The sequence below is a fragment of the Faecalibacterium sp. Marseille-Q3530 genome, assembly GCF_017377625.1.
Classification (GTDB): Bacteria; Bacillota; Clostridia; order Oscillospirales; family Ruminococcaceae; genus Faecalibacterium; species Faecalibacterium prausnitzii_E.
In genome coordinates this window covers 149,392-175,294 of record NZ_JAFREH010000002.1, presented here as the reverse complement: position 1 = coordinate 175,294, position 25,903 = coordinate 149,392, and the positions used below count along the sequence as shown (strand labels likewise).

Here is a 25,903-nt window from a genome sequence, read left to right as displayed (position 1 = left end):
CCTTAGTTGTCTGCTTCCGGCTGCGGGGCGGCGGTGCGCTTGGCGTCGATCTCGTCCAGCTGCAGCGAAGCCTTTTCCAACGTTGCGCGGCAGTAATCGGTCAGGGATGCGGCCTCCGCATAGAGCTTGACCGATTCCGCCAGCGTCGTTTCCGGCTGCTGCATCTGGTCAAGGATGCCTTCCAGCCGGTCCATTCCTTCTTCAAAGCTCTTGGGTGCTCTCATTGGGTCCCTCCACGGCATCCACGGTACAATGGATGCGGTTCACTGCGCCGCAGAGCGTCATCTTCTGCCCTTCGCGAAGGGCATCCGGCGCACAGATGCGGCCTTTTTCGTCCTGCACGAGCGCATAGCCCCGCGCGAGGACGCCATACGGGTTCAGCGTTGCAGCCAGCGCAGCCGCATGGCGCAGACGCAGCCCGGCGTCCTGCTGCTTTTCCCGCGCGGCCGTTTGCAGCTGCCCGGAAACTGCCTCCAACTGCTGCTGGCGGCCTGCAAGCTGCGCCTGCATGTTCTGCCGGGAAAGCGGCTGCACCGTTTCGTCCAGCCTATTATAGCATAAACTCAGCCTGTTTTGGATAGAAATGTGAATATTTTCTTCCAAATTGCATAATTTTCGTGAAAATTCGGCCCGGTCGGGCACGGCAAGCTCTGCCGCCGCCGATGGGGTCGGGGCACGCTGGTCTGCCACAAAGTCCAGGATCGTAAAGTCAATCTCGTGACCGATGGCGCTGATGAGTGGTGTTTTGCAGCGGGATGCGGCCCGCGCAATGCGCTCAGCATTGAAGACCCAGAGGTCTTCCCGGCTTCCGCCGCCGCGCGCCACGATGATCTCGTCTACCTGACCGGACTTGTCCAGCCGGTCGATGGCTGCGGCGATCTCGTCAGCCGCTTCAAATCCCTGCACACTGACCGGGCAGAGCAGCAGCCGCACGGCAGGCCACCGCCGCCCGATGACGTTCCGGATATCCTGCAGCGCGGCCCCCGTCTTGCTGGTGACGAGGCCAATGCACTTCGGGAACCGGGGCAGCGGCTTTTTGCGTTCGGCGGCAAACAGACCCTCCCGGTCGAGTTTTGCTTTCAGCTGCTCAAAGGCAAGCTGCGCCGAACCGATGCCGTCCGGGAACATGTCGTTGACATAGACTTGGAACGCACCGTCTCGCTCGTACAGGGTAGCGCGGCAGCGGACGATGACCTTCATCCCCTCTTCGGGGCGGAAACCGAGCCGCCGCGCGTCCGACCGGAACATCACCGCTTTGACGCTGCTCGTCTCGTCCCGCAGCGAAAAATAACAGTGGCCACTGCGGGCATTCTGAACAAAGTTCGCGATCTCGCCCCGGAGAGCAAGGTCGAACAGGAGGTCGTTGGCATCCAGCAGGGTCTTGACGTATTGGTTCAGCGCCGAGACGGAGATCACTTCAGCCATAATCCGGCCTCCCGTGCGGCAAGGATGGACACACCGATGGCGTTGTCGCTGGAATACCGGCCCGGCACGAAATACACCTGCGGCAGGCGCTGCTGCACCCACACGCGGATGATATCGCTGCTCATGACGCCGCCCGCGCAGACCACCGGCAGGCCGGGGTATTCCTTCTGCGCCGCCTTCGTCATCCGGACGACGGTATCGGCCACGCAGAGCAGGCAGTATTTGCAGACGTACTCCGGGCTTTTTCCGGCTTGCAGCAGCGCATTGCACTGATTTTCCAGACCGGAAAGACTGCACGTCATCCCTTTGACGCTGGACTTTGGCCGGATGGGCTCTTCGCACAACGCTGCCAGGCGGGAGACTTCGGCACCTGCCGGGAACGGAAAGCCCAGCTTGACGCCCACGCGGTCCACGGCCTGCCCGGCGTAGAGATCGCTGCTGGTGCCCAGCGTCGTGATCTGCCTGACCTCGTCGCAGAGCAGCAGGTCGGTGGTGCCGCCGGAAATGTGGAAGAGCAGCACCTTCTGGCGGAACAGCTCCTCCCCTTTGGCGGCAAACAGAGCAGCGGCGGCATGCCCCTGCTGATGGGTTGTGTGGACGAGCGGGATGCCCCGCGCTCTGGCAAAAGCCGTGGCTGCACTGACGCCCGCCAGGAAGCAGGGCATATAGCTTCCCTCCACGGGGCGGGGCTTCTGCGAAACGCCCACCGCCGCGATCTGCGTCAGGTCGAACTCCCGGCTCAGTTCCTCCAGCATTTCGGGCAGAGCGGTGGTGTGGTGGAACAGCGCATCGCTCTGGCGGAGGCCCAGCTGGCCCTCCTTGACCGGGAGAAACCGTTTCTTTGCACAAACAACCTCTCCGGCTGTGTCAAAAACTGCCAGAGAGGTTGCATAATTGCTTGTGTCGATGCCCAGTGTATAGCGGCTCACGGCTCTTCGGACGCTGCATCTTCGGCAGTGTCCAGACCCTGCTCCCGCGCGACGGTGCCCAGCAGACCGTTGACGAACTGGTAATCCTCATCTGCTCCGTATTTCTTGGTCAGTTCGACCGCCTCGTTGATGACGACGCCAACCTTTTTCTCGTCGCCGTACAGCATCTCTGCCAGAGCCAGGCGCAGCACCGTCAGGCTCACGCGGGGCAGACGGGACATGGTCCAGTTGCGCAGATGGCTGCTGATGAGGTCGTCCACCTCAGCGGAATGGTCATAGTAAGCGTTCAGCAACCGCTTGCCGAACACATCCACGGGATGCTCTTCATCCTCGGTGTTGTTGAGCAGAGCCTCCCGCAGGGGCACGTCACCAAACGTCTGCGAAAAAGCCAGCAGAAACGCATTCTCGCGGGCTTCACGACGGGGCAAAATATTTTCCATAGTATTCCTCTCACCTTATTCCTGTTCTTCGGCGGCAACACCCGCAATGACCAGATTGACGCGGCTCACGGTCACATTGGTCATGTTCTGAACAGCAGTCTTCACGTTTTCCTGTACTTTTTCGGCCACGGCCGGGATGCGCGCACCAAAAGCGACCACCAGATTCAGGGTCAGCTCTGCGGTGCCGTCCCGCATTTCCACGGTAACGGCCGGCTGGATGCTGGCGGCTTCCAGCAAGTCCTTCACTTTTTTGTTCTGCTTGCCGCAGGAAACCTCGGACACACCGTCCACTTCCAGTGCAGCGCAGCGCGCGATCTTGCCAATGACCTCGGTGGAAATCTGCAGGGTCCCGCCGTTAAGATCCATATTCTGTAAATCCATTCTATGGTCCTCCATCTGAAATGAGCGTTTGCTCATTCTTTTTATTTCCATCTTTGCAGGGAGCGTTCCCTGCCATTGAATGCTTATGCTTATTATATCATCTTTCGGCCCGATTCACAACTGTTTCTTTTGGTTCCAGGTCTGGCTTTTGCAAAAGGCGGGTCAGCTGGCAGACGGCAAGGCAGCACACAAAGAACACCAGCAGCAGGCAGTCCGGTGGCAGACGGCGCATCGGGACCACCTGCGGCGGCAGGGTGCTGAAGACGCTCTGCTCCCCCTGCGGCAAAAGCAGCCAGAACAGCCCCACCGAAAGCGGCAGGTGGAGCAGCCGCCCCGCAAGCAGGGGCCGCAGGGTCATTTCGGGCGGGCAGAGCGCACGGACCTGCAGCAGGACCGAAAGCCCCTGCACACTGAGGGCAGCGCAGCAGAGCAGACTGCCCCATGGCCCGGTGCGGGCGGCAAGGTCGCAGCCGGAGCAGACTTCCAACAGCATGGCGCACACGGTGCCCACGGCAGGCGGGAACACAGCGCCCACCCCCGCCGCCAGCATCCGGAAGAAGAGCACGAAGCCGCAGAGCTTCAGATACGCCATGGTCGCATGCGTGAGAAGGTCGGTCAGCTGCGGCGGCTGGACTTCGGGCGGCGGAGCGGTGTACGTGGCCGGCTGCTCTGCCCCCGAAAGCCGGTTCAGCAGCGCAGCCGTAAGATACCCGGCGCTCAGCTGCGCCAGAAACAGCAGGATGCCAAGCTCCGTGCTGTGGAGCAGCGTCTGCCCAACCGTCAGGACCACGAACGACGGCCCGGAACAGACGCAGGCGGGCAGGAGCGCATCCGCCTGGCGCGGGGTGAGCTGCCCGGTGCGGACGGCCTGTGCCGCCGCGTTTGCTGCCGGGGCAAAGCCGCCGAACAGACCGATGAGCAGGACCCGCGCCGCACAGGGAGCCTGCACCCCGATGCACCACGCCGCGGGCCGGAGCGGGATGGCCAACAGGTCGCCCGCCGGGCACTGGACCAGCAGCGACGACACCGCCAGAAACGGAAAAAGCGACAGCAGCAGCGGCCCGGCGCAGAGGGCCAGACCCTCCCGAAGCGCCTGCCCGCAGGCCTGCGGCACCGCAAACGGCAGTGCGCCCGCCAGAACCGCCAGCAAAAACAGACCGATCTGATACATACGCAACCCCTCCGCTTCCATATATATGGAACAGGGGGCGTCGCCTTGCACAGCAGGTATGGGGAGGGAGCGGGCGTGAAAAAACAGCGGAGCGGGCAGCTTTCCCTGCGCGAATGGCTCTGGCGGATGTTCCGCCAGCCGCCGCGCGGGTTTTACGGTCAGCCGTCGGTCTACCGCAGCGGCGACCGGATGGAGATCGAGCAGTTCCGGCGCATCCTGACCTACGACGAAGAAAAGCTCTGTCTGGAATTCCGGCGGGGGCGGTTCACGGTCTATGGAGACGAACTGCACATCGAAACGCTGGCCGCGCACCGCATCACTTTGCGGGGGCGCGTTCTGCGCACCGAATTTGACGGCGACGGCGGGCATTAGGAGGAAGAGACGATGGATGTACGGCTGCTCTGGGCGGGGGTGTGGTTCACAGCGCAAAACGGCGATGCCGAAAGCCTGCTCTCCGAAGCGGCGCGGGCGGGCCTGCATCTCTCAGCGGTCTCCCCTGCACCCGGCGGCTTTTCGGGCCGGTGCGCGGCCTGGCAGTACCGAAACCTTGCGGCACTGGCCCGAAAGCGGCGGGTACGGCTGCGCATTCAGACCCGCACCGGGTTGTACTTCCGGCTGCGGCCCTTTCTGCGGCGGCGCGGGCTGTGGGTGGGTGTTTTACTGTTCGTTCCCCTGCTGGTCTGGTCACAGGATCTTGTCTGGGCCGTGGATGCAGGCAGCCTGACCACCGGGCAGCGAGCGCGGGCCGAGGCAATCCTGCGGGAGCAGGTGCAGCTGATGCCCGGAAGCGCTGTCACGCAGGAAAAACTGACCGCAGGCGAATACGCTCTTTTGCAGAGCAGCGAGTTTTCCTGGGCAAGCCTGAACTTTCTGGACGGGCGGCTCGTGGTAGAAGCAGCCGCCGCAAAACCGGTGCCCGACATCGCCGTCGGGAAGGCCGACGGCGTCTTTGCCAAAGCGGCCGGAACGGTGATCCGCACCAATCTTATCAGCGGGACGATGCTTGCTGCACCAGGACAGGCTGTGGAGGTCGGGCAATTGCTCATTGGTACCTCCCGCACCGAGCGGGACGGAACGTTGATCTATGAGCCTGCTTCCGGTGCGGTCTTTGCGCAATTCGACTGGGAAAGCACACAGGAAGAACCGCTGAAAATTACTGCAAAGCGGCTGACAGGAAAGCGCTTTTCAAAACGGGTGATCTCAACAAATGGGCAGCGCATTTCACTTCCATCATGGAAGCCTTTTTCAGAAGAAACTGCACTTGTGACGACACGGCATATCCAACCGGATATTCTTGGGTTTGGCCTTCCCTTTTCGGTGGAAGAGACGACGTATTCCGAACAAACAGAGCAGGAAATTCCATACACCGAAGAGCAGGCGCTCGCACTTGCGAAACTGCACAGTTTGCAGGCACTTTTCAACGTCTATCCGGACGCCGCGTTTGTGGCACAGAAAGAGGACATCTCCATCGAAAACAACATTCTCTATTACCGGGTCGTTTATACCATCGTTGCCAATATCTGCGCAGAGTAAACAGCGGCAGAGAGCAAGAAACTCTCTGCCGCCGTTTCATACTATTTTAATTTTTCCAACGCATCCGTCTGTTGTTGCGCTGCCGCTTTATGATACCACACATTTGCAATTTCCAAATCTTTTGGAACAATGATTCCATTTTCATAGAACCACCCCAGATTGAATTGTGCATCGCGGTCACCATGCTGCGCGGCACGTTCCGTCCAATAAAATGCCTGTGTGAGATTTTTTTGAACCCCATAACCTTCCAGATAGAAATATCCCACTTGACATTCCGCCAGAGGATATCCCTTTTCTGCAAGTTTCAAATGTCCTGCAAAACACAATTCATATCGCTTTGTGTTCCAATACTGTTCAATCAACGCATTACATTCGTCAAGTTCTTTACAAGGAGCATAGTAATCAGACACTTTCATTTTCCTCAGTCGGCACGGGCGTTTTGTGCTTATCTACAGCCTTTTGGACCAGCTCGTTCAGGTCGAACTGATACTTGGTGTGGCAGAAGTGACAGACGACCTCGCAGTTGGGGTCCTCGTCACGGAGTTTTTCCAGCTCCTTTTTGCCGAGGCTGAGCAGCATCTCTTCGGTGCGCTCGTGGCTGCAATCGCACTGGTATGCGACATCCCGCTCGTCGAGGACGTTGGGCTCAAAGCCCTTCAGAGCCAGCTGCATCATATCCTCCGGCGTCTTGCCCGCGCGGAGCATTTCAGTGACGGAGGGCATGGCGGCAATGTTCTGTTCCAGCTGGGTGATCTCGGCATCGGTGGCACCGGGCAGCAGCTGGATGAGATAGCCACCTGCGCAGGCGATGGTCAGGTCTTTATCGACCAGAACGCCCAGTGCACAGACGGTGGGCACCTGCTCGCTGTAGGCATAGTAGCTGGTCAGGTCTTCAGCGATTTCACCGGAGACAAGGGGCACCTGGCCGACGGTCGGTTCTTTTTGCAGGCGGTTATCCCGGATGACGGTCAGCACACCGTCCCTGCCGACGGCACCGCCGACATCCAGATGGCCGTTTTCTTTGAGCGGAAGCTCCACCAGCGGGTTGTCGATGCAGCCCTTCACGTTGCCGGTGCCGTCGGTGCAGGCGATGAGGACACCCGCCGGGCCGCTGCCCGAAACGCGCAGGGTGATGGTGTCCCGGTCATCCTTGAGCATGGAGCCCATCAGGGCGGCTCCCGTCAGCAGACGGCCAAGGGCGGCGCTGCAGGTCGCACTGGTTTTGTGGAGCTGCTCGGCCTTGCGGACGATCGCGGTAGAGTCCACACCGCAGAAGACGACACCGCCGTTTTCCGACAGGCCGCGGATCAGATTCGACATATTATTGTTCCTCCAATTGGGTATACTGCTTGACAGCGCAGAAGAAATAGCGCTCGCTTTCCTCGGTCAGCGGGCCGAACGTCTCGCCGTCGCAGACGCTTTCCAGCACAAAGCCGTGCCGTTCCAGCGCCGCACGGATGGCAGCGAGGTCGTAGGTGTATTCGTAGAACTGCTCATGGAAATGCTCCCCGGTCTCCCGGTAGTCGATGTCCACGGTGATCTCCACCCGGCGGTCCTCGGCGCTGTAATGGTTGCGCCAGACACAGCTTGCGTCCTCTTCCTCAAAGGTGAAGGCGTTCTCCCCCAGCACCTGCTGGTGCTTGTACGGGGTGTTCATATCAAACAGGAAGACGCCGCCCTCTTCCATAAAAAACCCGGCGTTGGCAATGGCTGTGTCGAGGTCCGGGATATGGTTGAAGGTATCGAAGGTGGACACAGCACCCCGGATGGTGCCGTAGAGGTCGAGCTTGAGCAGGTCCTGCTGCAACAGCAGCAGCCTGCCCGAAAGGCCCAGCTGTTCGGCTTTGTCCCGCACGACGCAGAGCATCTCCTCCGACTGGTCAATGCCGATCATATCATAGCCCGCCTGGGTCAGCATCAGGGTCAGCTCGCCCGTGCCGCAGCCCAGGTCTGCCAGGATGCCGTCTGCAATGCCGTGGGCGGTCAGCTCCTTGTGGATGTGGGCATAGAGGGCATCGTAGTCGGCTTCCCCGTTGAATTCATCGTAGAAGTAGGCAAATTCATTGTAAGCCATGGCGTTACTCCGCATCCTCTTCGGCGACGGCCTCGTTCAGAACGGCCTGCAGCTCCGGGATGCCGTAGCCATTTTCGCCGCTGGTCAGCACGACCTTCCGGCAGCCGTATGGCAGGCAGAGCGTTTCGAACTCCGCCTGCGTCTTGGCCAGCTGGCTCTTTTTGAGCTTGTCCGCCTTGGTCAGCGCCACGATGAACGGGATCTCATGGTAGTGCAGATACTTCAGCATCTGCAGATCGTCTGCACTGGGGGCGTGGCGGCAGTCGATGAGCTGCACCAGCAGGGTGTGGTGGCGGGGCGCCTCGAAGTAGCTGTTGATGAGGTCGTCCCAGCGCTCGCGGTCGGCGTTGCTGACCTTGGCGTAGCCATAGCCGGGCAGATCCACAAAATAGCAGTCGTCCACCGAATAGAAATTGATGGTGGCCGTTTTGCCCGGTGTGCTGGACACACGGGCCAAGTTTTTGCGGTTGCACAGCTTGTTGATGAGGCTGGACTTGCCCACGTTGGAGCGGCCGGAGAAGCTCAGCTCCGGGCGGTCACTGTCCGGCAGCTGGCTGGAAATGCCATAGCTGGCGATAAAATCCGCATTGTTGTAGTTCATAGCTGCACTCCTTTTTCAGCAGACGGCACCCGGCTTGGGCTGCTCGGTCGTCTGCGGGATGGCCGCAGCGTCCGCAGGCTTCTTGGCTTTTTTGCCGGGGTGCGAGTGGCGGGCGGAAACAGTCTTGGGTTTGAGCAACGCGGCGTTGAGCACCTGCGCCAGGTTGGACATGGGCAGGAACTGGATGTTCTTCTTGACCTCGTCGTCCACCTCGTACAGGTCGGAGACATTGTCCTTCGGGATGAGGACGGTCTTCATCCCCTCGCGGTATGCGGCCATGCTCTTCTCGCGCAGGCCGCCGATGGGCAGCACATTGCCGTGCAGGGTGATCTCGCCGGTCATGGCGACATCGCCGCGCACCGGAATGCCGGACAGGCAGGACACCAGCGCCGTGGTCAGGGTGACACCGGCAGAGGGGCCGTCCTTGGGCACGGCCCCTTCGGGGGCGTGGATGTGCAGGTCACACTTCTTCAGCCGCTCCGGGTCGATGCCGTATTCATTGGCGTGGACGCGGACGTAGGTCACAGCCAGCTGCGCGCTCTCCTTCATCACGTCACCGAGCGAACCGGTGACTGTGATCTTGCCGCTGCCGTTGTCCATGACCTGCACCTCGATGGGCAGGGTCTCGCCGCCGATGCTGGTCCAGGCCAGACCGTTGGCGATGCCGATGGCGTTGGTGCGGTTGAGGAAATCGGGCTTGACCATTTTGGGGCCCAGCAGCTCTTCCAGATTGGAGCCGGTCACGGAGAAGCTCTCCACCTCACCGGATGCGATCTTGCGGGCGCATTTGCGCAGCACACTGGTGATGGTGCGCTCCAGATTGCGGACGCCGGCCTCGCGGACATAGCCGTCGATGATGCCGTACAGGGCGCTCTGGGAGAAGGTGACTTTGCCGGCCAGCCCGCAGGCCTTGAGCTGCTTGGGCACCAGATGCTTGCGGGCGATGTTGTACTTTTCCACGCGGGTATAGCTGGGCAGCTCGATGACGTCCATCCGGTCGCGCAGCGGGCCGGGGATGGCGCTCAGGTCGTTGGCTGTGGTGATAAAGAGCACATGGCTCAGATCGAACGGCATATCGATGAAGTGATCGTTGAAGGTGGCGTTCTGCTCCGGGTCCAGAGCTTCGAGCAGAGCGGCCGCCGGGTCGCCCCGGAAATCGCCCGCCAGCTTGTCGATCTCGTCGAGGAGCATCAGGGGGTTGGAGCTTTTTGCGGTGATCATCGCGCTGATGATCTTGCCGGGCATGGCTCCGATATAGGTGCGGCGGTGGCCGCGGATCTCGGCCTCATCCCGCACACCGCCCAGGCTCAGGCGGACATACTTGCGGCCCAGGCTCTCGGCGATGGAACGCGCGATGCTGGTCTTGCCGACACCCGGAGGGCCGACCAGGCAGATGATCTGGCCCTTGACGTCCGGGGCCAGCTTGCGGACCGCCAGCACTTCGAGGATGCGGTCTTTGACCTTTTTCAGGCCGTAGTGGTCGCGGTCCAGGATGTGCTGTGCCTTGGCGATGTCGAGATCGTCCTCGGTGAAGGTGTTCCATGGCAGTTCCAGGCAGGTATCCAGATAGGTGCGGATGACCGTCCCCTCCTGGTTGCTGCTCTGCATTTTGGCCAGACGGTCCACTTCCTTGAGGAGCTTCTTCTCCCGCTCGGCGTCGAGGTGCAGGGCCGTGATCTTGCGGCGGTATTCCTCGGCCTCGGCGGTGGTGTCATCGTCCTCGCCCAGTTCCTCGCTGATCATGTGCATCTGCTCGTGCAGGTAGTAGTCGCGCTGGTTCTTGTCCATGGCTTCATCGACCTTCTGCGCGATCTCCTTGTCGATCTCCAGCATCCGGCGCTCGCGGTGCATCCGCTCCACGAGCAGGCGCAGACGGCCCAGAAGCGTTCCCTCTTCCAGCACAGCCTGCTTATCCTCAAAGCGGAACAGGAGGTTGGCCGGGATATACTCGCAGAGAAACGCCGGGTCGTTGTTGGAGTTGACCGCGAACACCACATCCTTGCCGATGCGGGGGTTCAGGCTCAACAGCTCATCAAAGCTCTTCTTCACGTTGCGGAGCAGCGCGTCGGCCTCGGCCTCTTCATCAGGGTTGACGGGGCGCACCGGCGTGGGCCGGACCGAAGCCAGCAGGAAGCTGCCGTCGGTGTCCATCTCGGTGAGCCGGGCGCGGTATTTGCCCTCCACCAAGATGCGGACGAGGTCGTCCGACACCCGCATGACCTGCTTGATCTCGGCCACGACGCCGTAATTGTACAGGCCGTCGGCACCGGGGTCGTCGGCCTTCATATCCTTTTGTGCGATCAGGAAAACGTTGGAGTGATTGCTGACCGCCCACTCCACAGCGGCAATGCTCTTTTCGCGGCCTACCTCAAAATGAAGCAGGTTGTTGGGAAAGACGACAAGCCCCCGCAGAGCGATGGCGGGCAGATGGAGGATGTTCCGCTCCACCCGGACCGTGACTTTTTCAGACATATGCAAAACCTCTTATTTTTCTTTTATATTGTAGCCCAAGCGGCCCAGAGCCGGCAGCAGCGCCCGGAGTGTGATGGACGTCAGTGCGCCCATCACGAGGCCGAGCACCAGCATCACCGGCGTATAATAGAGGGAGACCGCCGAGGATAAGATCACACTGGCACCCAGAAGCTGACCGATGTTGTGGAACAGCGCACCGCATACCGAGAGGATGTACCAGGTGGGGCGCACCGGTGCGTGATAATACAGCAGCCACATCACCAGCAGCGAGAGCAGACCGCCGCACAGCGAGAGGAATCCCGCCGTCCAGCCGGAGACCAGAAAGACGAACAGCGCTTTCAGGAGATCCAGCACGAGCGCCTGCTTCGGCCCCATAAAGAACAATGCGTACATCACCACAATATTCGCCAGCCCCAGCTTCATGCCCGGCAAAAGGCCGGGAAGCACCAGTGTGCCCTCAACGAATGAGAGCGCCATGGCCAGCGCAAACAGCAGCCCCGAAAGGGCGATGCTGTGGGTCTTGGAATCGTTGCGGCGGTGGTTCGGCATGAAAGGGCCTCCTTCGGATGGTCATTCTTCGGTGCTGCTCTGCTCGTACTGCTCCTGTTCCTCCATGGCCTTTTCCCAGGCGGCGAACAGTTCTTCCTGATGGAAGCGCAGATCGGCAAGCTCATCGCTTTTTTCCCGCAGCAGCTGCGGGTCGTTGTAGACTTCCGGCGAGTTGATCTCGTTGTCAAGCTCGACTTCGCGGGCACCGCAGGCTTCCATCTCGTCCTCGCAGGCCTTGATCTTAGCCCGCAGCTCGGCGCGGCGGCGGCGCTGCTCCTTGCCGTAACCGGCCCTGGCAGGCTCGGCGGCTTTGGCCGGCTGCGCGGCGGCGGGCGCACTACGGCCCATCAGGGCATCGTAGCTGGGGTAGAGCGTCGCCTTGCCGTCCTCCAGATAGAGGATGGGGCATCCGAGGCTGTTCATCAGGTGCCGGTCGTGGGTGACCATGAGCAGGGTCCCGGTGTAGGCCATCAGCGCCTCGGTCAGGTTCTCGCGGGTGTAGATATCCAGATGGTTCGTCGGCTCGTCCAGGAAGAGCAGGTTCGGGCGTTCCAGCACGATCTCGGCAAAGCGCAGGCGGGCCAGCTCGCCGCCGGACAGCGCCTCGCAGGGTTTGAAGACCGTCTCGCCCCGGAAGCCCAGCTTGGCCAGATGGCTGCGGACTTCCAGCTCCGTCATCCGGGGGTATTTGTTCCAGATGACGTCGATGACCCTGCCCTGCCCCAGGCGGTTCTGCTGCTGGGCAAAGATGCTGGGCCGGGCACCGGTGCCCAGCCGGACCATGCCGCCGGAGGGGCGGCGCTTGCCGTCCAGCACCTGCATCAGGGTCGATTTGCCGGCACCGTTGGGGCCTGCGATGACGAGCCGCTGCCCGCGGCAGACTGTGTAGGTGAACGGCTCCAGCAGGGTGCGCTCCCCGATGCGGATGGTCAGATTCTTCATCAGCACCAGCTCATTCCACGGTTCTACGTCGTATTCGAAGCGGAATTTAAGCTGGTTCGTCTCATCTTTTGGGGCCTCGGTGATCTCCAGCTTTTCCAGCTGCCTGCGGCGGCTCTGGGCCATTTTGGTCGTGGAAGCGCGGACCAGATTGCGGTCCACGTAGTCCTGCAATTTTTCGGCCAGTGCCACATCGGCGTCGTGCTGCTTCTGGCGCAGGGCATCGGCGGCTTCCTTCTGGGGCAGATAGGCCGAGAAATTGCCCTTGTAGGTCGTCATGGTCTGGAACGAAACTTCCCAGATCTTCGTACAGACGTTATCGAGGAAGTAGCGGTCATGGCTGACGACGAGGACCGCGCCGGAATAGCCCTTGAGGTAGGTTTCCAGCCATTCCATCGTCGCAAAATCGAGGTGGTTGGTGGGCTCGTCCAGAATGAGGACGTCCGGCTTTTGCAGCAGCAGCTTTGCCAGACGCAGACGGGTCAGCTCGCCGCCGGACAGGACTGCGATGTTCTTGGTCCAGGTATCCTGTGCAAAGCCCATGCCGGACAACACCTTTTTGATGTTGACGTCCATATTGTATCCATCGGCTGCGTCGATGATGTTCTGCAGTGCATCGTGCTGCTCCAGCAGAGAGGCATTCTCCGGCGAAGCCGCCATCCGGCGCTCCAGGATCTGCATCTGTGCCATGGCATCCAGCACATGGGCGAAGCAGGAGCGCATCTCGCCGTAGATGTCCAGCGTGGGGTCCAGCTTCGCGTTCTGTTCCAGATACCCAAGGGTGACGCCATGGGTCACACTGAACTCGCCCTCATAGTCGGTATATTCCCCGGTCAGGATCTTCAGAAGGGTGGTCTTGCCTGCACCGTTCTGGCCCACGATGCCGATGCGGTCCTCCCGCTCGACGCTGGCCGTGACATCATGCAGGACGATCTTCTCGCCGAAGGTCTTGCCCAGTTTTTCCAAATGTATCAGCATTGTTGTTCATCCAATCTTTTTGTTCCCACTTGCCGCACAGCACAGGAGCTTAGAGCTGATGGCGGCGGTTCTTCAGCCCGACATTGGCCAGCTCTTCCGGCTCCATGACCAGCTGATACAGCTCTTCGAGATTCGAGATCTCGTAGGTCGGGCAGACCTTGCCCGGATTTTCGGCGTGGTTCGGGTTGTACCAGCAGGTATCCAGCCCGGCGTTGATGCCGCCCTGGATGTCGCTGGTGAGGCTGTCGCCCACCATCAGGACACGCTCGCGGTTCTCCACCCCCAGCGAACGGAGCGCCGTGTCAAAGATCTTGCGGTTCGGCTTTTCGCTGTCGAGTTTCTCGGAGACGAAGACCTCCTCGACGAACTCCTTCAGGCCGGACTCGGCCACACGGCGGGACTGCACCCGGTCGAAGCCGTTTGTCACAACGGCCAGCGTTGCCACCTCGGCCAGCTCCTTCATCACGTCCAGCACATTGGGCGCGGCGAGGTCCGGGTGGGTGGAGAGCTGGTCGAGATAATATTGATTCATCTCGGCACCGCTGCCTGCGGCATTCACGGCCTTCAGGAAGCGGGTGAAGCGCTCCGCCATCAGCTTGTCGCGGCGGATCTGGCCTTTTTCCAGCTGACGCCACAGCTCCCCATTGATGGTGCGGTAAGTCTGCAACGTCTCGGCGTCCGGCTCGATGCCGTAGTTGCGGAGCGTATCGGCCAGCGCCTTACTTTCGGCTGCATCAAAATCCAGCAGCGTATTGTCTGCATCGAACAGGATGCAATAGTATTTTGCCATGGTTCAGTTTCCCCTCTCTTGTTGCATGTTCCGGGGAGCTTGTCCTCCCCAGCCGGAGCCGGTCTATTCCGGATCGCCGGATTTGCCGGATCGTAAGAACAGCGAGAAGCCAGCCCCGCCCCGGCAGAGCTGGCTTCGCCTTATTCCTCGACTACTTCATACGTTTCATCGTCGGTTTGTTCCGGGGTGTTGTCCTCGCAGCGGGAAGCGGCGGAACAGGGTGTTTCCGGGCATTTGGGCATCTCGGATTCCAAAACGCCATTGTCCACATTCTCCCAGTCCATCTCGTACCAGTCCACACTGCCGTCGGTCACATCTTCCTCACCGGGAAGCCCCGGAACACGGATCTTCTCGAAGAACATCCACTCACGCTCCCTTCGGAACAGCCTATGCAGCGGAGTGGAAAAGTGTCAGCGGCTTGCTGCGGCCTCGGTGTTCTCTGCGCTCGTCTCGCTGGAAGCGTGCAGATCGTTCTCTGCCTTGCTTTCCGAAGCTTCGGTCTTCGATTCGGTTTTTGATTCTGCCTTCGACTCGCTGTGGGAAGAAGCGCTTTCCTCTTTGGATTCACTCTTTGATTCGCTCTTCGACTCACTCTGAGAAGCGCTGGCCGACTCTGCCTTGGACTCGGCTTTCGACTCGCTCGTGGACGCCGATGCACTGGAAGCAGAGCTGGAGGAGTGCTCCGAGCTGCTGCCGGAGGTGCTGTGGGACGAGCTGGAACTGCCGGAAGAAGCGGCTTCTTCTTTGGACGAAGCGGAGGAACCGGATGTACTGCCGGAGGAAGCTCCGGACGAAGACGAGCTGCTGCTCGACGTGCTCGAACTGGACGATTCGCTGTTGACAGTCAAGGTCAGCGTGTTGCTCTTCACGGTGCAGTCGTTGTAGGTGACGACGGCGTAGATCTTATAGCTGCCGACGGTCACGGAGGAGACCGGAACGGTCACGGTCGTCTGGCCTGCAGCGGCCTTGACCTCTTCCCCGTTGGCGTACCAGCGGAGATTGTCGCTGTTGGCATACTTGCCGCCGAGCTTTGCCTTGAAGATATAGGAGCTGCCGAACAGGCCCTTGCCCTCGTTGGAGATCTCGACGGACACTGCGGCAAACACGGCCGTGACGTCAATGTTCTGCTGGAACTTGTCATCGGTGCGGGTGCGGGTGGTGACACCGTCGCTCCACTTGACGAAGACATAGCCCTCGGCAGGAACTGCCGTCACGCTGATGGTTTGAGACGCATCGGTCACGGTGTAGCTCAGGGAGGTCTTGTCGGACTCACCGCCGGAGGTCAGCGTACCGCCGCCCTTCTTTTCGACCCGATAGTGCGCTTCATAGTGAACAGGCTCAGCGGTGGAACTGCTGGCGCTCTCGCTGGCAGACTCCGAGCTGGGAGCCTGGACCGCAGAACTGGGGTTGGAAATATACTCCAGTGTGCGGGTCGGGATGTTGGCGGTATCCGGGCGGCGGTCATCGGTGGTGTAGGCGTGGGTGCGCAGATAGCTCAGCGCTGCCTTGAGGCCCGCACTTTTCAGGTGGATGTCGCCGTTTGTGTAGTAGTCCGGCTTGCCGTAGCCATCCTCCCCCTTGAGGATCTCGGCGGTGTTCAGAAACTTGAGGCCCAGCTGCTCGCACAGGTTGAGCAGTGCCATGTTCATATCGTCGATCCTGGCCTGATCCATGTGAGGGTAGGTCGAGTGATCCGCCGGGATGGGCGGGATGGTGTTGACGATGATATCGGTATAGGGATAGCTGGCCTGGATGGCCTGGACCAGAGCGGTATAATTCGCGATAAAGTCGGCCACTTCCATGCCGTTGTCGTTGGTGCCGAGGGTGATGACCACGCGGCGGGGCTTCATCATGGCGACAGCCTGGGCAATGGGATAGGCATTGCTGTCCTTCTTAAAGGTGACGATGCCCTCATTCAGGGCCACCTGTGTGCCGATGCCCTCCTTGGCGCAGAACTGCTGCAGGGAGATCAGGCCGTTGTTGTACAGGCGCACCGTGTTGGAGTCGCCGATGAAGAGGATCTCGTCCTGGTAGGACTGCCCCGCATCGGCCGTTTCTGCCAGCAGAGAAGCCGATGAATTGTCGATCTGATAGTGCTCTGCCAGATCTTCGCCACCCGCGGGTGTTTCCGAGGAGACGGAGTCTGCATCGGGTACATTCGGGGCGTCCACTTTGCCCCGCCTGAGCAGGGTCAGGGTGATGCCGATGGTCAGCAGCGCCGCCAGCGCACACACAACGCAGACCAGAACAGCCTGCCGCTGCAAAGGAGTCATAGATTGCTTGTCCGATTGTGTCCTACGATTCATAATGATTCACCATTTTTATTCTCAATCAGCGGTCCGGTCAGGCGTTCACAAGGGCGTCCGCAAGGGCGGCACAGCTCTCGGCCAGAAAGACCGGGTGGAACGGTTCCAGCTCATCCCGGCTGCCATAGCCGTACAGCGCACCGGCAGCATCCAGACCGCAGTCTGCCGCACCGCGCATATCGTCGTTGCGGTCCCCGACCATCAGGACCCGTTTGCCCTTGACGCAGGGCTGCTCCAGCACGTAGCGGACGACCTCGGTCTTGGTGTCGCGGCTCTCATCCATGGAGGCCCCGCCGATGAAATCGAAGTATGGGGCAAGGCCCTGCTCTTTGAGAATGGGCGTCACCACCTGGGTGGGCTTGGAGGTCGCCGTGCAGAGCACAAAGCCCGCTTCCTTCAGGCGGTGGAGCATCTCAGCCGCACCGGGGAACACGCGGCACTCGTGGCTGCCCTTGACGGCATAGCTGGCACGGTAGAGCCCGGCGGCTTCCTCGACCCTGGCCGAGTCGGTAAAGTGCTCTGCGAACGTCTTGCGCAGCGGCGGGCCAAGATAGCGGCGCAGGTCCACACCGGTGATATCTACGTTCATCTTGCGGAAGACCTCTTCCAGTGTATTCAGGATGCCGGGTGCGGAATCAATGAGCGTTCCGTCCACGTCGAATAAGATCACGTCATAGTGCTGCAAGGTTCATTTCCTCTCTTTCACACATATACAGTGTATAGTATAGCACAGTTTTCTGTATTCAGCAATTCCGCACAAAACGTTTTTTCATCTTTTGGCTAGATTGTTCATAGAATAGCCACAAACACAAAAAGCCTGCCCGGCAAAGTGCGGGCAGGCAGGGGCAACCGCCGGTTATTGCGCGGTGGTGGTGTTTTCCGTCGAGGGGTAATAGAGGTTGTTGGAGATAAATTCCAGCTTATCCTTGAGCGCCAGCTCCAGATTGGCCACGGCATGGACCATGTTGGTGGCCGAGTCGTTGATCTCCAGCAGCTTGCACAGGTCGACTTCCTTCATGGCCATCGCGGTCTTCATCTTCTGGCTCTCCGCGCAGAGGATGTGGCTGAGGGCAGACTCCTGCAGCGCAATGCTCTCCAGCAGGTCGATGACGGCCTGGTCGAGGGTGACACGGGGCAGTGCGGGGCATTCCAGCGTAGGCGTGCAGTTGGTTTCCGTGATCATAAATCGGGTCATCCTTTCTTATATAAGGTATGCCCCATTGTATGTCCGGGCCGCTGCCTGTGTCACTCGGCGGAATCGGCCGCTTCCTTCGCAGAGACTTTTTCGATGACGTCGCGGTAGCCGCCGGAGCCGTACTGGATGCAGCGGTTGATCCGGCTGATGGTGGCCGTGCTGATCTCCACAGCTTTGACGATCTGGTCATAGGTGCTGCCACCCAAAAGCAGCTTGGCCGCTTCCAGGCGCTGCGCCATATCGGAGATCTCCTTTACGGTGCACAGATCCTCAAAGAAATTGTAGCACTCTTCCCGTGTTTCAAGGCTCAGGATCGCATCGAACAGTGCGTCCGTGGTCGGGTTCTTTCTGGGGTTTTTCTCAGCCATAGCGGCCTCCTTTGCGGCAAGCGCCGGGTATTTGGAAGATTTTATGATTTTGTATTATCACTTTAGCACACGAAAGCGCGAAAGTCAAGTCTTTTTACAACATGAGTGATTTTCACATCTCAATGTGCATAGTTTTCTTCTCTTCACACATGAACAAAAATCACCTAAAAATTTTTACCAGCATTTTTCCCGAATTGGCACATCCTCCTAACTTGCCCAAAATATATTGACAAATTATGAAATCGGGACTAAAGTATACACAATCATTCGGCAAATGCAGTGAACAGGACACGACCTTTTCCCACACCTGCTCCCAGAGAGCTGTTGGTTTTGGTGTAAGACGGCAGCAAAGAGAGAGAGGTTATCCCCTGCGAGCAGCCGGTGCGAACCGAACAGTAGCACCTGGCCGATCCGCCCCCGTTACAGGGCGTCCCGCTCCGGTGAGGTTCTCCCGGAGCGGGCAGAAAGTGGCTGCCCTCAAAAGCAGCAAGCGAAGTGGTACCGCGGAGAATTGCAGCCGGGAGACCGGTTGTCAGGCCTTCGTCTTCGGGTGGATGCGGTCTGCATCCAGAACGAAGATGGGGGCTTTTTTCATCCCCTGCCGCCCGGCGCTTGTGGTTTTTGAGTGCAGCCGCCAGATGGACCCTGGCCGCTTTGCCGTTTGGAAAGAAAGGAAAGAGGTAAAAGAAATGAACACGCTGGTCATCGTTTTGATCGCAGCCGTGTGTCTGTTAGGAGCTTACACCTTCTACGGACGCTGGCTGGCAAACAAGTGGGGCATCGACCCCAAGGCCAAGACCCCCGCAGTCGTCCACGAGGACGGCCGCGACTACGTCCCCACCAACGGCTGGACCGTTTTTGCCCATCAGTTCAGCTCCATCGCAGGTGCCGGCCCTGTCACCGGTGCCATCCAGGCTGCCGCATTCGGCTGGCTGCCCGTTCTGCTGTGGGTCCTGATCGGCGGCATCTTCTTTGGTGCTGTGACCGACTTCGGCGCGCTGTATGCTTCCGTCAAGAACGACGGCAAGTCCATGGGTATGCTGATCGAGAAGTACATCGGCAAGACCGGCCGCAAGCTGTTCCTGCTGTTCTGCTGGCTGTTCTGCGGCATCGTCATCGCAGCGTTTGCTGACATGGTCGCCGGCACCTTCAATGCCTTTGGCACCGACGGTGCTCTGGTCGAGGCCGCACAGACCAACGGTGCTGCCGGCATGGTCTCCATCATGTTCATGGTGTTCGCCGTCGTCTTCGGCCTGATCCAGAAGAAGTTCAACTTCTCCGGCTGGAAGGAGAGCGTCATCAGCATCGTCTTCATCGTTCTGTCTTTCGTGATCGGTGCAAACTTCCCCATCATCCTGGGCAAGGCTGCATGGAGCTACATCACCTTCATCTACATCTTCTTTGCAGCCGTCCTGCCCATGTGGCTGCTGAAGCAGCCCCGTGACCACATGACCACCTTCATGTTCGTGGCCATGATCGCAGGTGCTGTGGTCGGCCTGCTGGTCGCACACCCCACCATGAATCTGCCCGTTTTCACCGGTTTCACCAATGAGAAGCTGGGCACCATGTTCCCCATCCTGTTCGTTACCGTGGCCTGCGGTGCCGTTTCCGGTTTCCACAGCCTGGTCTCTTCCGGCACTTCTTCCAAGACCGTGGAGAACGAAAAGGATATGCTGAAAGTCGGCTATGGTGCCATGATCCTCGAAAGCCTGCTGGCTGTTCTGGCCCTGTGCGTTGCAGGCGCTGCTGCCGCTGCGGACGGCACCCCCGCTGCAGGCACCCCGTTCCAGATCTTCAGCCGCGGCGTTGCCGGTTTCTTTGAGATGTTCGGCATCCCCGCCTACGCTGCTACCGTCTTCATGACCATGTGCGTTTCTGCTCTGGCTCTGACCAGCCTGGATGCCGTTGCACGTATCGGCCGCATGAGCTTCCAGGAGCTGTTCAGCGTCGATGACATGGAGCATGCAGAGGGCTGGCGCAAGCTGTTCTGCAACGTCTACTTCTCTACTTTCATCACACTGGTGTTCGGCTTCATCCTGACCAAGATCGGCTACGCCAACATTTGGCCGCTGTTCGGTTCCGCCAACCAGCTGCTGAGCGCTCTGGTTCTGGCCACCCTGTGCGTCTTCCTGAAGGTCACCGGCCGCAACAACAAGATGCTCTTCCCCCCGCTGGTCATCATGCTGTGCGTCACCTTCACCGCGCTGGTTCAGCGTCTGATCGCGATGGTCAAGGCCATCAGCGCTGCCGCTTCGGTGGGCATCCCTGCGGGTGAGACCACCTGGGGCGCTGTGTTCATCGCCAACGGCCTGCAGCTGATTTTGGCTGTCCTGCTGATTGTTCTGGGCCTGAACATCGTCTTCCACTCCTTCAAGGCTTACTCCAACGCCGAGCACAACAGCGAAGCAAAGGTCTAAAAACAACTACGGTTTTCACGATTCGTTCGTAAAAACAGAAAGAGATCCCCGCTGACGTCATCGAACCCGTCAGCGGGGATCTCTGTTTTTCTGCGCTTCAGAGATGCGCACCTTCCCAGGCCTGCAGCACGGCCAGCTGCGTCTCGGTGTGGAACCAGTGCTCCCCATCGGCCAGAAGGGTCAGCTGTGCCCCGGTCACGCGCTTGAAGCGGTCAAGCACAGCATAGGAAGTCAGCGCGTCAGCTTCGCCATAGAGCACCTGCGTGGGGATGCGCCAGCGAAACGGATGCTCCCGCACCCAGCAGAGATACGGCCATGAAAGCGTCTCTCCGAAAGTTGTGGGGATTTCCCCTGCCGCCTTCAGCTGCTCTTCGGTCACGTTGGCCTGCTGCATCATCCTGCCGATGAGGTCTGCCATATCCACGATGGGCGAAACGAAGAGCGCACGGCGCAGTGCCTTCTCCTGTAACGCCAGCATGGAAAACCACGCGCCGATGCTCGTGGCCCGCAGCGAGACCTGCCGCCAGTGCACTCTTGCATACTGATCCATAAATTGCAGCTCCGGAACGACCACCCATGGCAGGAGCCGTTCCGGGCCGTTCTTTCGCTCGCCATGTTCGGGCAGGTCAATGGCCAGCACCTGGTAACCTGCCGGGCAGGCCTGCTCTGCAAATGCAAGGGCTTCCTCTTTGCTGCCCATTTTTCCGTGGACGTAGAGATACACCTTGTGGGAAGGCTCGCCGATGAGGAGTGCGGGGATGCCCTTCAGGGTAATGCGTTCTGTTTTCATAGCATCTTCACCATCATGATCTCGTCGCGGTAGGTTCCATCCTTGAGTTTGAAGGCACGGGGCTGGATGCCGCAGCGCGCAAAGCCAAATTTCTCATAGAGATGGATAGCACGGGTGTTATCGCTGTACACCCCCAGTTCCAGCTGTTCGAAACCGTTGGTGCGGGTCTGGTCAATGGCCAGATGCATCAGATAACTGCCCAGACCGCAGCCCCAATACTCTTTCCGGACAGAGATGCCCATTATGGCACGATGGCGATACTTGATGTGCGGCCGCACCTGTGCAACGCCAAACTCCCCCACCAGCTTTTCTCCGGAAAAAGCACCGACCTCAAAATTCAGCGCGCTGGCTTCAGAGCCTGCCAGCCCCTTTTGCAGCGTTTCCAGATTCGCGCCTTCTTCCGGGTAGCGGGCCATAAAGTGTGTTTCGCGGTAGGTTGCAAGGCGGAATGCGTTGAGCGCTTCGGCGTCGTCTGCGCACAGACTGCGCACCGTCAGCATTTCCCCGTTGGGCAGTTGGAACGCACACGGGACGATCTTCATGGTCAGCACTTCTTTCTGTTTGGAATGGGTCTATCATAACATCTTCGGTCAGGTTTTACAACCCCGGAACGCAAAAAAGGAGCCGCAGCACCCTATGACAGGCACTGCGGCTCCCATTTTCAGCCTGGAAGCTTGAATTACTTCACCATGCTTGCGACTTCAGCAGCGAAGTCGTCAGCGCGCTTCTCCAGGCCCTCGCCCTTCTGGAAGCGGGTAAACTTGACGATCTTGATGTCGCCGCCCAGGTCCTTAGCGACCTTAGCGGTGTACTGAGCAACAGACAGGTCGCCGTCCTTGACGAACTCCTGATCGACCAGGCAGTTCTCCTTGAAGAACTTCTTGATCTTGCCCTCGATCATCTTCTGCTTGACTGCATCCGGCTTGTTGGCGGTCTTCGGATCGCCAGCCATCTGAGCGAGCATGATCTCCTTCTCCTTGGCCACGACCTCAGCAGGGACAGAAGCCTCGTCCACATAGCTGGGGTTTGCAGCAGCGACCTGCATAGCGATGTCCTTGCCGTAAGCAACGAACTCGTCCTTTGCGTCGATGTCGTTGGTGGTCTCGAAGTTGACCAGGATGCCGTGGGTGCCGCCGCCGTGGACGTAAGCAGAGCAGACGCCCTCGTAACGGACGAAACGACGAACCTTGATGTTCTCCTTGATGACCAAGATCAGGTTCTTCAGAGCCTCGTCCACGGTCTCGCCGGACTCGGTCTTGCAAGCCATCAGAGCCTCAACGTCAGCAGGGTTCTGCTTCATGATGACCTGAGTTGCCTCCTTGACGAAAGCAACAAACTTGTCGTTCTTGGCAACGAAGTCGGTCTCAGCATTGACTTCGATGACAACGCCGACCTTGCACTGCGGGCAGTAATCCGCGTAGACCATGCCCTCAGCAGCGGTACGGCTTGCCTTCTTTGCAGCGGTAGCCAGACCACGCTCACGCAGGATCTCGATTGCCTTCTCGAAGTTGCCGTCAGCCTCAGTCAGAGCCTTCTTGCACTCCATCATGCCGCAGTCGGTCTGCTTGCGCAGCTCCATAACGTCTTTTGCAGTAATAGCCATTTTTATTCTCCCTTACACGTTACTAAACGGGTTTGTTCGGAATACGGAAAAATCAGGCGTTTGCTTCCTCAGCGGGAGCTTCCTGGTTGCCCTGCTTGCCTTCCAGAACAGCGTCGGCCATTGCACCGGCGATCAGCTTGACAGCGCGGATCGCGTCGTCGTTGCCGGGGATCACGTAATCGATCTCATCGGGGTTGCAGTTGGTATCGACGATTGCAACGATGGGGATGTTCAGCTTGCGGGCCTCAGCAACAGCGATGCGCTCCTTGTGAGGATCGACGATGAACATGGCCTTCGGCAGGGTCTTCATGTTCTTGACGCCGCCCAGGTACTTGTCCAGCTTCTCCATCTCCAGCTCCAGCTTTGCCACTTCCTTCTTGGGCAGCAGCTCGAAGGTGCCGTTCTCCTGCATCTTAGCCAGCTGATCCATGCGGTCGATACGCTTGCGGATGGTGCGGAAGTTGGTCAGCATACCGCCCAGCCAGCGAGCGTTGACATAGTGCATGCCGCAGCGCAGAGCCTCGTCACGGATGGACTCCTGAGCCTGCTTCTTGGTGCCGACGAACAGGATGTCGCCGCCCTCAGCTGCAACTTCCTTCACGTAGTTGTAAGCCTCATCCAGCTTCTTCACGGTCTTCTGCAGATCGATGATATAAATGCCGTTGCGCTCGGTGAAGATATACTTCGCCATCTTGGGGTTCCAGCGACGGGTCTGGTGACCGAAGTGCACACCTGCTTCGAGAAGCTGCTTCATAGAAACGACTGCCATAGTAAAAATACCTCCAGATATTGTTTTGCCTCCGCACACCGTGATCAGGGCACCGTATCGGACGGGCCTGACTGCCCTCCACCCGGATGGGCACAAAAGGGCATAGTGATGCGTGTGTAATGCTGAATTATAATAGCACAAAAAGGACGCGGATTCAAGAGCTTTTCGCTGTTTTTTACAAAAAGATTTTGCGATCTTCTCTTATTTGCCGGTCGGTGCCGCTTCCAGGCCCTCCATCCCCATCCGGCTGAGAGCATAGCCCTTGCCGAACATCAGGTCGTATTGGAGTAGCCAGTGGTTGGCGCTCCACTGCTGCTGCAATGCAGTAGGCTCCTGGGTGGTGGTGCCGTCCCGGTTCATGACGGTGCCGCGGGTGTTCGTGCGGTACGCCACCTGCAGCTGGCGGTTCAGATACTGGAAATAGAGCGGCTGCTTCAGGCCGTAGATGTTCATCATGACCGGCGAAATGTCGTAGGCGGCGATGGTGCCAAGGTCCACAGGCTGCTGCGAATAGTTCGACCACATGAGCAGGGTCGTCTGGTGGAGACGGGGGTCAGCGCTGGAATCGCTGGCATAGCCGCTCTTGGTGAAGACGTCGTAGTTGGAATCAATGGGGTTGTAATGGTCGCCCCAGAACACGAGGATGACCGGCTCGTCCACCTGAGAGAAGTAGTCGGTCAGGCGGCCCAGCATGGCGTCGGCATCCCGGATGCCGGTGGCAAAGTCTTCGAGCGCCCCCAGTGTGCTCCGGCTGATGCCAGACGGAGCGCTCAGCACCTTGACGCGCTGGTCGTCGGGGTAGTTGTCCTTATTATAATTGGTGTGGTTCTGCATCGTGACGGCATGGAGGAAGACCGGCGCATCGGACGAGGCCTTCATGCTCTCGTACTGCTGGATGATCTGGTCGGCCATGGAGTCGTCCGTGACAAGGCCGGAAGTCCAGTAGTGCCTGCGCACCTTGTTGACGTGGGTCATCTTTTCCAGACTGAGGAAGGTGTCCAGACCCAGATTCGGATAGGCCGTGTCGCGGCTCCAGTATTTGGCCCAGAAGCAGTGGACGGCGGCGGTCTGATAGCCCTGCGTCTTGAGGTAATTCGGCAGAGAGAACATGGGCCGGGTCACATGCTGCTGATAGGGCTTGCTGCCGTTGGGCAGATAGGAGACGGAATAGCCGGTCAGCGCCTCAAACTCCACGTCGCAGGTGCCGCCGCCGAAGCTGGGGCTGTAGGCCCGGCCGGAAGCGCTGGTCTCCTGCAGCCGATGGAGGTTGGCGGAGACATCCGTGTCGAATGCAAAGCCATACTGCTCCAGCTCCGAGACATCCCAGTAGGACTCGTCCATCACATAGATGATGGTGGGGCTCTGTTCGGTCTCCCCGGCAGGCGTGACCGCCCCATAGGACGCCGGGTAGAGCGGTGCCGTCTGGTAGTTCCCGGCTGCGGCGGTGTCGTCCAAAATCTCGTTCACGGCATCTTCCGAGTAGTCGTCCGGTTTCGAGATTTCCAAATTGGTGAGGTTGGTCAGAAAACTGGTAGTGACACCGTAGTAGCGATAATAGCGGTCCTGCATCCAGGCGTCGGGCAGAATGCCGATGGCCTTGGTGACTGCGGGCTGCAGGAAAACGCCGAAGAGCAGGCCGCAGACGGCCGCAGCGCTGGCCACAACGCCCAGCACACGAGGCTTCCAGTTCAGCTTTTTCCTCCCGCGGTAGAGGAAGAAGCTGGCCACAAGCAGCAGCAGAATGATAACGATGGAGACCACCATGCTGGTCTGGATATGGATCCCGGCAGCGGAAGCAACGCCCGCCGCTTCCGAGACCTGCGCCAGATCCCACGGGAGAAACGGCTCACCGCGCAGCTGCAGCGTGTAGAAATCCACCGCCGCCGGGACACAGCCGAGAATGGCCGCGATCAGGGTCGCCAGCGGCGCGAACCGGGTCAGCCAGTCCACCGTCAGCCAGATGAGGAAAAGCAACGCCCATGCCAGAAGATACGCTTCAGCGTGGGGAAAAATGTATTGGGTCAGAGTGTCCACGGTCAGACTGCCGCGGGCGATCCACTCCGTGAGCACCACAAGCACCAGCGTGACGACCGGCGGGAAAGCCAGCCGCAGCGCATGGAGCCAGGCCGGAGTGCGGGATGCGCGTTTATTCATACAAGAACCGTTCCTTTCA

The 25,903-nt window shown here is 59.6% G+C and carries 27 protein-coding genes; 3 read left to right on the top strand and 24 right to left on the bottom strand.

Annotated features, from left to right (window positions below; genetic code table 11):
- Positions 1-2 precede the first annotated feature (2 nt).
- From xseB to J3350_RS03950, 6 genes are all read right to left on the bottom strand, one after another.
- Positions 3-224 (bottom strand): exodeoxyribonuclease VII small subunit, encoded by a 222-nt coding sequence (gene xseB / locus J3350_RS03975; protein WP_223381341.1) that lies wholly within the window; start codon positions 222-224, stop codon positions 3-5.
- Entirely contained in the window at positions 202-1,425 is a 1,224-nt protein-coding gene (gene xseA / locus J3350_RS03970; protein WP_207685768.1) for an exodeoxyribonuclease VII large subunit, read from the bottom strand. The genes xseB and xseA overlap by 23 nt, the downstream gene beginning before the upstream one ends.
- The gene (locus tag J3350_RS03965; RefSeq protein ID WP_118552911.1) at positions 1,413-2,354 is read right to left on the bottom strand and encodes a glycoprotease; all 942 of its coding nucleotides are present in this window, start codon (positions 2,352-2,354) and stop codon (positions 1,413-1,415) included. Before J3350_RS03965 ends, xseA begins: the two co-directional genes overlap by 13 nt.
- Positions 2,351-2,794: a transcription antitermination factor NusB gene (nusB, locus tag J3350_RS03960; protein WP_097792265.1), complete on the bottom strand. Its 444-nt coding sequence runs from the start codon at positions 2,792-2,794 to the stop codon at positions 2,351-2,353. The genes J3350_RS03965 and nusB overlap by 4 nt, the downstream gene beginning before the upstream one ends.
- A gap of 15 nt (positions 2,795-2,809) precedes the next feature.
- Positions 2,810-3,175: an Asp23/Gls24 family envelope stress response protein gene (locus J3350_RS03955; RefSeq protein ID WP_370569257.1), complete on the bottom strand. Its 366-nt coding sequence runs from the start codon at positions 3,173-3,175 to the stop codon at positions 2,810-2,812.
- Positions 3,176-3,272: 97 nt separating this feature from the next.
- A complete protein-coding gene (locus J3350_RS03950; RefSeq protein WP_242700117.1) occupies positions 3,273-4,346 on the bottom strand; it encodes a hypothetical protein in 1,074 nt (357 codons plus the stop codon).
- A 75-nt stretch (positions 4,347-4,421) separates the two neighbouring features.
- Between J3350_RS03950 and J3350_RS03945 the strand changes: the two genes are divergently transcribed.
- The gene (locus J3350_RS03945) at positions 4,422-4,718 is read left to right on the top strand and encodes a YabP/YqfC family sporulation protein (RefSeq protein ID WP_242960672.1); all 297 of its coding nucleotides are present in this window, start codon (positions 4,422-4,424) and stop codon (positions 4,716-4,718) included.
- Between the two features lie 12 nt (positions 4,719-4,730).
- Complete coding sequence (locus J3350_RS03940; RefSeq protein WP_207685766.1) at positions 4,731-5,879, top strand: sporulation protein YqfD; 1,149 nt, start codon at positions 4,731-4,733, stop codon at positions 5,877-5,879.
- A 41-nt stretch (positions 5,880-5,920) separates the two neighbouring features.
- On the opposite strand, the gene J3350_RS03935 is transcribed toward J3350_RS03940, so the two are convergent.
- From J3350_RS03935 to J3350_RS03875, 13 genes are all read right to left on the bottom strand, one after another.
- The gene (locus tag J3350_RS03935; protein WP_158577530.1) at positions 5,921-6,289 is read right to left on the bottom strand and encodes a tetratricopeptide repeat protein; all 369 of its coding nucleotides are present in this window, start codon (positions 6,287-6,289) and stop codon (positions 5,921-5,923) included.
- Complete coding sequence (gene hslO, locus J3350_RS03930) at positions 6,282-7,199, bottom strand: Hsp33 family molecular chaperone HslO (protein WP_207685765.1); 918 nt, start codon at positions 7,197-7,199, stop codon at positions 6,282-6,284. Before hslO ends, J3350_RS03935 begins: the two co-directional genes overlap by 8 nt.
- A 1-nt stretch (position 7,200) precedes the next feature.
- Entirely contained in the window at positions 7,201-7,953 is a 753-nt protein-coding gene (locus tag J3350_RS03925; protein ID WP_207685764.1) for a class I SAM-dependent methyltransferase, read from the bottom strand.
- Positions 7,954-7,957: 4 nt separating this feature from the next.
- Positions 7,958-8,554 (bottom strand): ribosome biogenesis GTP-binding protein YihA/YsxC, encoded by a 597-nt coding sequence (yihA, locus tag J3350_RS03920; protein ID WP_207685763.1) that lies wholly within the window; start codon positions 8,552-8,554, stop codon positions 7,958-7,960.
- Between the two features lie 15 nt (positions 8,555-8,569).
- A complete protein-coding gene (lon, locus tag J3350_RS03915) occupies positions 8,570-11,026 on the bottom strand; it encodes an endopeptidase La (RefSeq protein WP_207685762.1) in 2,457 nt (818 codons plus the stop codon).
- A gap of 12 nt (positions 11,027-11,038) precedes the next feature.
- Positions 11,039-11,575: a Gx transporter family protein gene (locus J3350_RS03910; RefSeq protein WP_207685761.1), complete on the bottom strand. Its 537-nt coding sequence runs from the start codon at positions 11,573-11,575 to the stop codon at positions 11,039-11,041.
- A gap of 21 nt (positions 11,576-11,596) precedes the next feature.
- Positions 11,597-13,492: an ABC-F family ATP-binding cassette domain-containing protein gene (locus tag J3350_RS03905; RefSeq protein ID WP_207685760.1), complete on the bottom strand. Its 1,896-nt coding sequence runs from the start codon at positions 13,490-13,492 to the stop codon at positions 11,597-11,599.
- 49 nt (positions 13,493-13,541) lie between these two features.
- Positions 13,542-14,282 (bottom strand): YjjG family noncanonical pyrimidine nucleotidase, encoded by a 741-nt coding sequence (locus J3350_RS03900; RefSeq protein WP_207685759.1) that lies wholly within the window; start codon positions 14,280-14,282, stop codon positions 13,542-13,544.
- A gap of 140 nt (positions 14,283-14,422) precedes the next feature.
- On the bottom strand, positions 14,423-14,644 hold the full coding sequence (locus tag J3350_RS03895) for a hypothetical protein (RefSeq protein WP_207685758.1): 222 nt from the start codon (positions 14,642-14,644) through the stop codon (positions 14,423-14,425).
- Between the two features lie 48 nt (positions 14,645-14,692).
- Positions 14,693-16,555 carry an SGNH/GDSL hydrolase family protein gene (locus tag J3350_RS03890; protein ID WP_207685757.1) on the bottom strand — a complete coding sequence of 621 codons (1,863 nt, stop codon included), beginning with the start codon at positions 16,553-16,555 and terminating at the stop codon, positions 14,693-14,695.
- A 70-nt stretch (positions 16,556-16,625) separates the two neighbouring features.
- Positions 16,626-17,273 carry an HAD-IA family hydrolase gene (locus tag J3350_RS03885; protein WP_207685756.1) on the bottom strand — a complete coding sequence of 216 codons (648 nt, stop codon included), beginning with the start codon at positions 17,271-17,273 and terminating at the stop codon, positions 16,626-16,628.
- Between the two features lie 171 nt (positions 17,274-17,444).
- Positions 17,445-17,771 carry a hypothetical protein gene (locus J3350_RS03880; protein ID WP_097792278.1) on the bottom strand — a complete coding sequence of 109 codons (327 nt, stop codon included), beginning with the start codon at positions 17,769-17,771 and terminating at the stop codon, positions 17,445-17,447.
- Between the two features lie 62 nt (positions 17,772-17,833).
- The gene (locus J3350_RS03875) at positions 17,834-18,151 is read right to left on the bottom strand and encodes a YerC/YecD family TrpR-related protein (protein ID WP_097792279.1); all 318 of its coding nucleotides are present in this window, start codon (positions 18,149-18,151) and stop codon (positions 17,834-17,836) included.
- A gap of 689 nt (positions 18,152-18,840) precedes the next feature.
- Here J3350_RS03875 and J3350_RS03870 point away from each other — a divergent pair.
- Complete coding sequence (locus J3350_RS03870; protein ID WP_207685755.1) at positions 18,841-20,568, top strand: carbon starvation protein A; 1,728 nt, start codon at positions 18,841-18,843, stop codon at positions 20,566-20,568.
- A gap of 97 nt (positions 20,569-20,665) precedes the next feature.
- On the opposite strand, the gene J3350_RS03865 is transcribed toward J3350_RS03870, so the two are convergent.
- The 5 genes from J3350_RS03865 to J3350_RS03845 all read right to left on the bottom strand — a co-directional run bounded on the left by J3350_RS03865 (position 20,666) and on the right by J3350_RS03845 (position 25,884).
- Positions 20,666-21,358 (bottom strand): carboxylesterase, encoded by a 693-nt coding sequence (locus tag J3350_RS03865; protein ID WP_207685754.1) that lies wholly within the window; start codon positions 21,356-21,358, stop codon positions 20,666-20,668.
- The gene (locus J3350_RS03860; protein ID WP_207685753.1) at positions 21,355-21,900 is read right to left on the bottom strand and encodes a GNAT family N-acetyltransferase; all 546 of its coding nucleotides are present in this window, start codon (positions 21,898-21,900) and stop codon (positions 21,355-21,357) included. The genes J3350_RS03865 and J3350_RS03860 overlap by 4 nt, the downstream gene beginning before the upstream one ends.
- Before the next feature lie 137 nt (positions 21,901-22,037).
- Complete coding sequence (gene tsf / locus J3350_RS03855; protein WP_207685752.1) at positions 22,038-22,961, bottom strand: translation elongation factor Ts; 924 nt, start codon at positions 22,959-22,961, stop codon at positions 22,038-22,040.
- A gap of 52 nt (positions 22,962-23,013) precedes the next feature.
- Complete coding sequence (gene rpsB / locus J3350_RS03850; protein ID WP_097792282.1) at positions 23,014-23,730, bottom strand: 30S ribosomal protein S2; 717 nt, start codon at positions 23,728-23,730, stop codon at positions 23,014-23,016.
- 201 nt (positions 23,731-23,931) lie between these two features.
- Positions 23,932-25,884 carry an LTA synthase family protein gene (locus J3350_RS03845; protein WP_207685751.1) on the bottom strand — a complete coding sequence of 651 codons (1,953 nt, stop codon included), beginning with the start codon at positions 25,882-25,884 and terminating at the stop codon, positions 23,932-23,934.
- Positions 25,885-25,903 lie beyond the last annotated feature (19 nt).

What these genes read in the sequence shown, in the direction of transcription:
- hslO (WP_207685765.1), bottom strand. Translation starts at nt 7,199, where the DNA reads ATGTCGAATCTGATCCGCGGCCTGTCGGAAAACGGCGGTGTCGTCTTC.
- J3350_RS03950 (WP_242700117.1), bottom strand. Translation starts at nt 4,346, where the DNA reads ATGTATCAGATCGGTCTGTTTTTGCTGGCGGTTCTGGCGGGCGCACTG.
- J3350_RS03880 (WP_097792278.1), bottom strand. Translation starts at nt 17,771, where the DNA reads ATGATCACGGAAACCAACTGCACGCCTACGCTGGAATGCCCCGCACTG.
- xseA (WP_207685768.1), bottom strand. Translation starts at nt 1,425, where the DNA reads ATGGCTGAAGTGATCTCCGTCTCGGCGCTGAACCAATACGTCAAGACC.
- J3350_RS03890 (WP_207685757.1), bottom strand. Translation starts at nt 16,555, where the DNA reads ATGACTCCTTTGCAGCGGCAGGCTGTTCTGGTCTGCGTTGTGTGTGCG.
- J3350_RS03925 (WP_207685764.1), bottom strand. Translation starts at nt 7,953, where the DNA reads ATGGCTTACAATGAATTTGCCTACTTCTACGATGAATTCAACGGGGAA.
- J3350_RS03865 (WP_207685754.1), bottom strand. Translation starts at nt 21,358, where the DNA reads ATGAAAACAGAACGCATTACCCTGAAGGGCATCCCCGCACTCCTCATC.
- J3350_RS03895 (WP_207685758.1), bottom strand. Translation starts at nt 14,644, where the DNA reads ATGTTCTTCGAGAAGATCCGTGTTCCGGGGCTTCCCGGTGAGGAAGAT.
- tsf (WP_207685752.1), bottom strand. Translation starts at nt 22,961, where the DNA reads ATGGCTATTACTGCAAAAGACGTTATGGAGCTGCGCAAGCAGACCGAC.
- nusB (WP_097792265.1), bottom strand. Translation starts at nt 2,794, where the DNA reads ATGGAAAATATTTTGCCCCGTCGTGAAGCCCGCGAGAATGCGTTTCTG.
- J3350_RS03910 (WP_207685761.1), bottom strand. Translation starts at nt 11,575, where the DNA reads ATGCCGAACCACCGCCGCAACGATTCCAAGACCCACAGCATCGCCCTT.
- xseB (WP_223381341.1), bottom strand. Translation starts at nt 224, where the DNA reads ATGAGAGCACCCAAGAGCTTTGAAGAAGGAATGGACCGGCTGGAAGGC.
- yihA (WP_207685763.1), bottom strand. Translation starts at nt 8,554, where the DNA reads ATGAACTACAACAATGCGGATTTTATCGCCAGCTATGGCATTTCCAGC.
- lon (WP_207685762.1), bottom strand. Translation starts at nt 11,026, where the DNA reads ATGTCTGAAAAAGTCACGGTCCGGGTGGAGCGGAACATCCTCCATCTG.
- rpsB (WP_097792282.1), bottom strand. Translation starts at nt 23,730, where the DNA reads ATGGCAGTCGTTTCTATGAAGCAGCTTCTCGAAGCAGGTGTGCACTTC.
- J3350_RS03875 (WP_097792279.1), bottom strand. Translation starts at nt 18,151, where the DNA reads ATGGCTGAGAAAAACCCCAGAAAGAACCCGACCACGGACGCACTGTTC.
- J3350_RS03860 (WP_207685753.1), bottom strand. Translation starts at nt 21,900, where the DNA reads ATGAAGATCGTCCCGTGTGCGTTCCAACTGCCCAACGGGGAAATGCTG.
- J3350_RS03870 (WP_207685755.1), top strand. Translation starts at nt 18,841, where the DNA reads ATGAACACGCTGGTCATCGTTTTGATCGCAGCCGTGTGTCTGTTAGGA.
- J3350_RS03940 (WP_207685766.1), top strand. Translation starts at nt 4,731, where the DNA reads ATGGATGTACGGCTGCTCTGGGCGGGGGTGTGGTTCACAGCGCAAAAC.
- J3350_RS03955 (WP_370569257.1), bottom strand. Translation starts at nt 3,175, where the DNA reads ATGGATTTACAGAATATGGATCTTAACGGCGGGACCCTGCAGATTTCC.
- J3350_RS03900 (WP_207685759.1), bottom strand. Translation starts at nt 14,282, where the DNA reads ATGGCAAAATACTATTGCATCCTGTTCGATGCAGACAATACGCTGCTG.
- J3350_RS03905 (WP_207685760.1), bottom strand. Translation starts at nt 13,492, where the DNA reads ATGCTGATACATTTGGAAAAACTGGGCAAGACCTTCGGCGAGAAGATC.
- J3350_RS03845 (WP_207685751.1), bottom strand. Translation starts at nt 25,884, where the DNA reads ATGAATAAACGCGCATCCCGCACTCCGGCCTGGCTCCATGCGCTGCGG.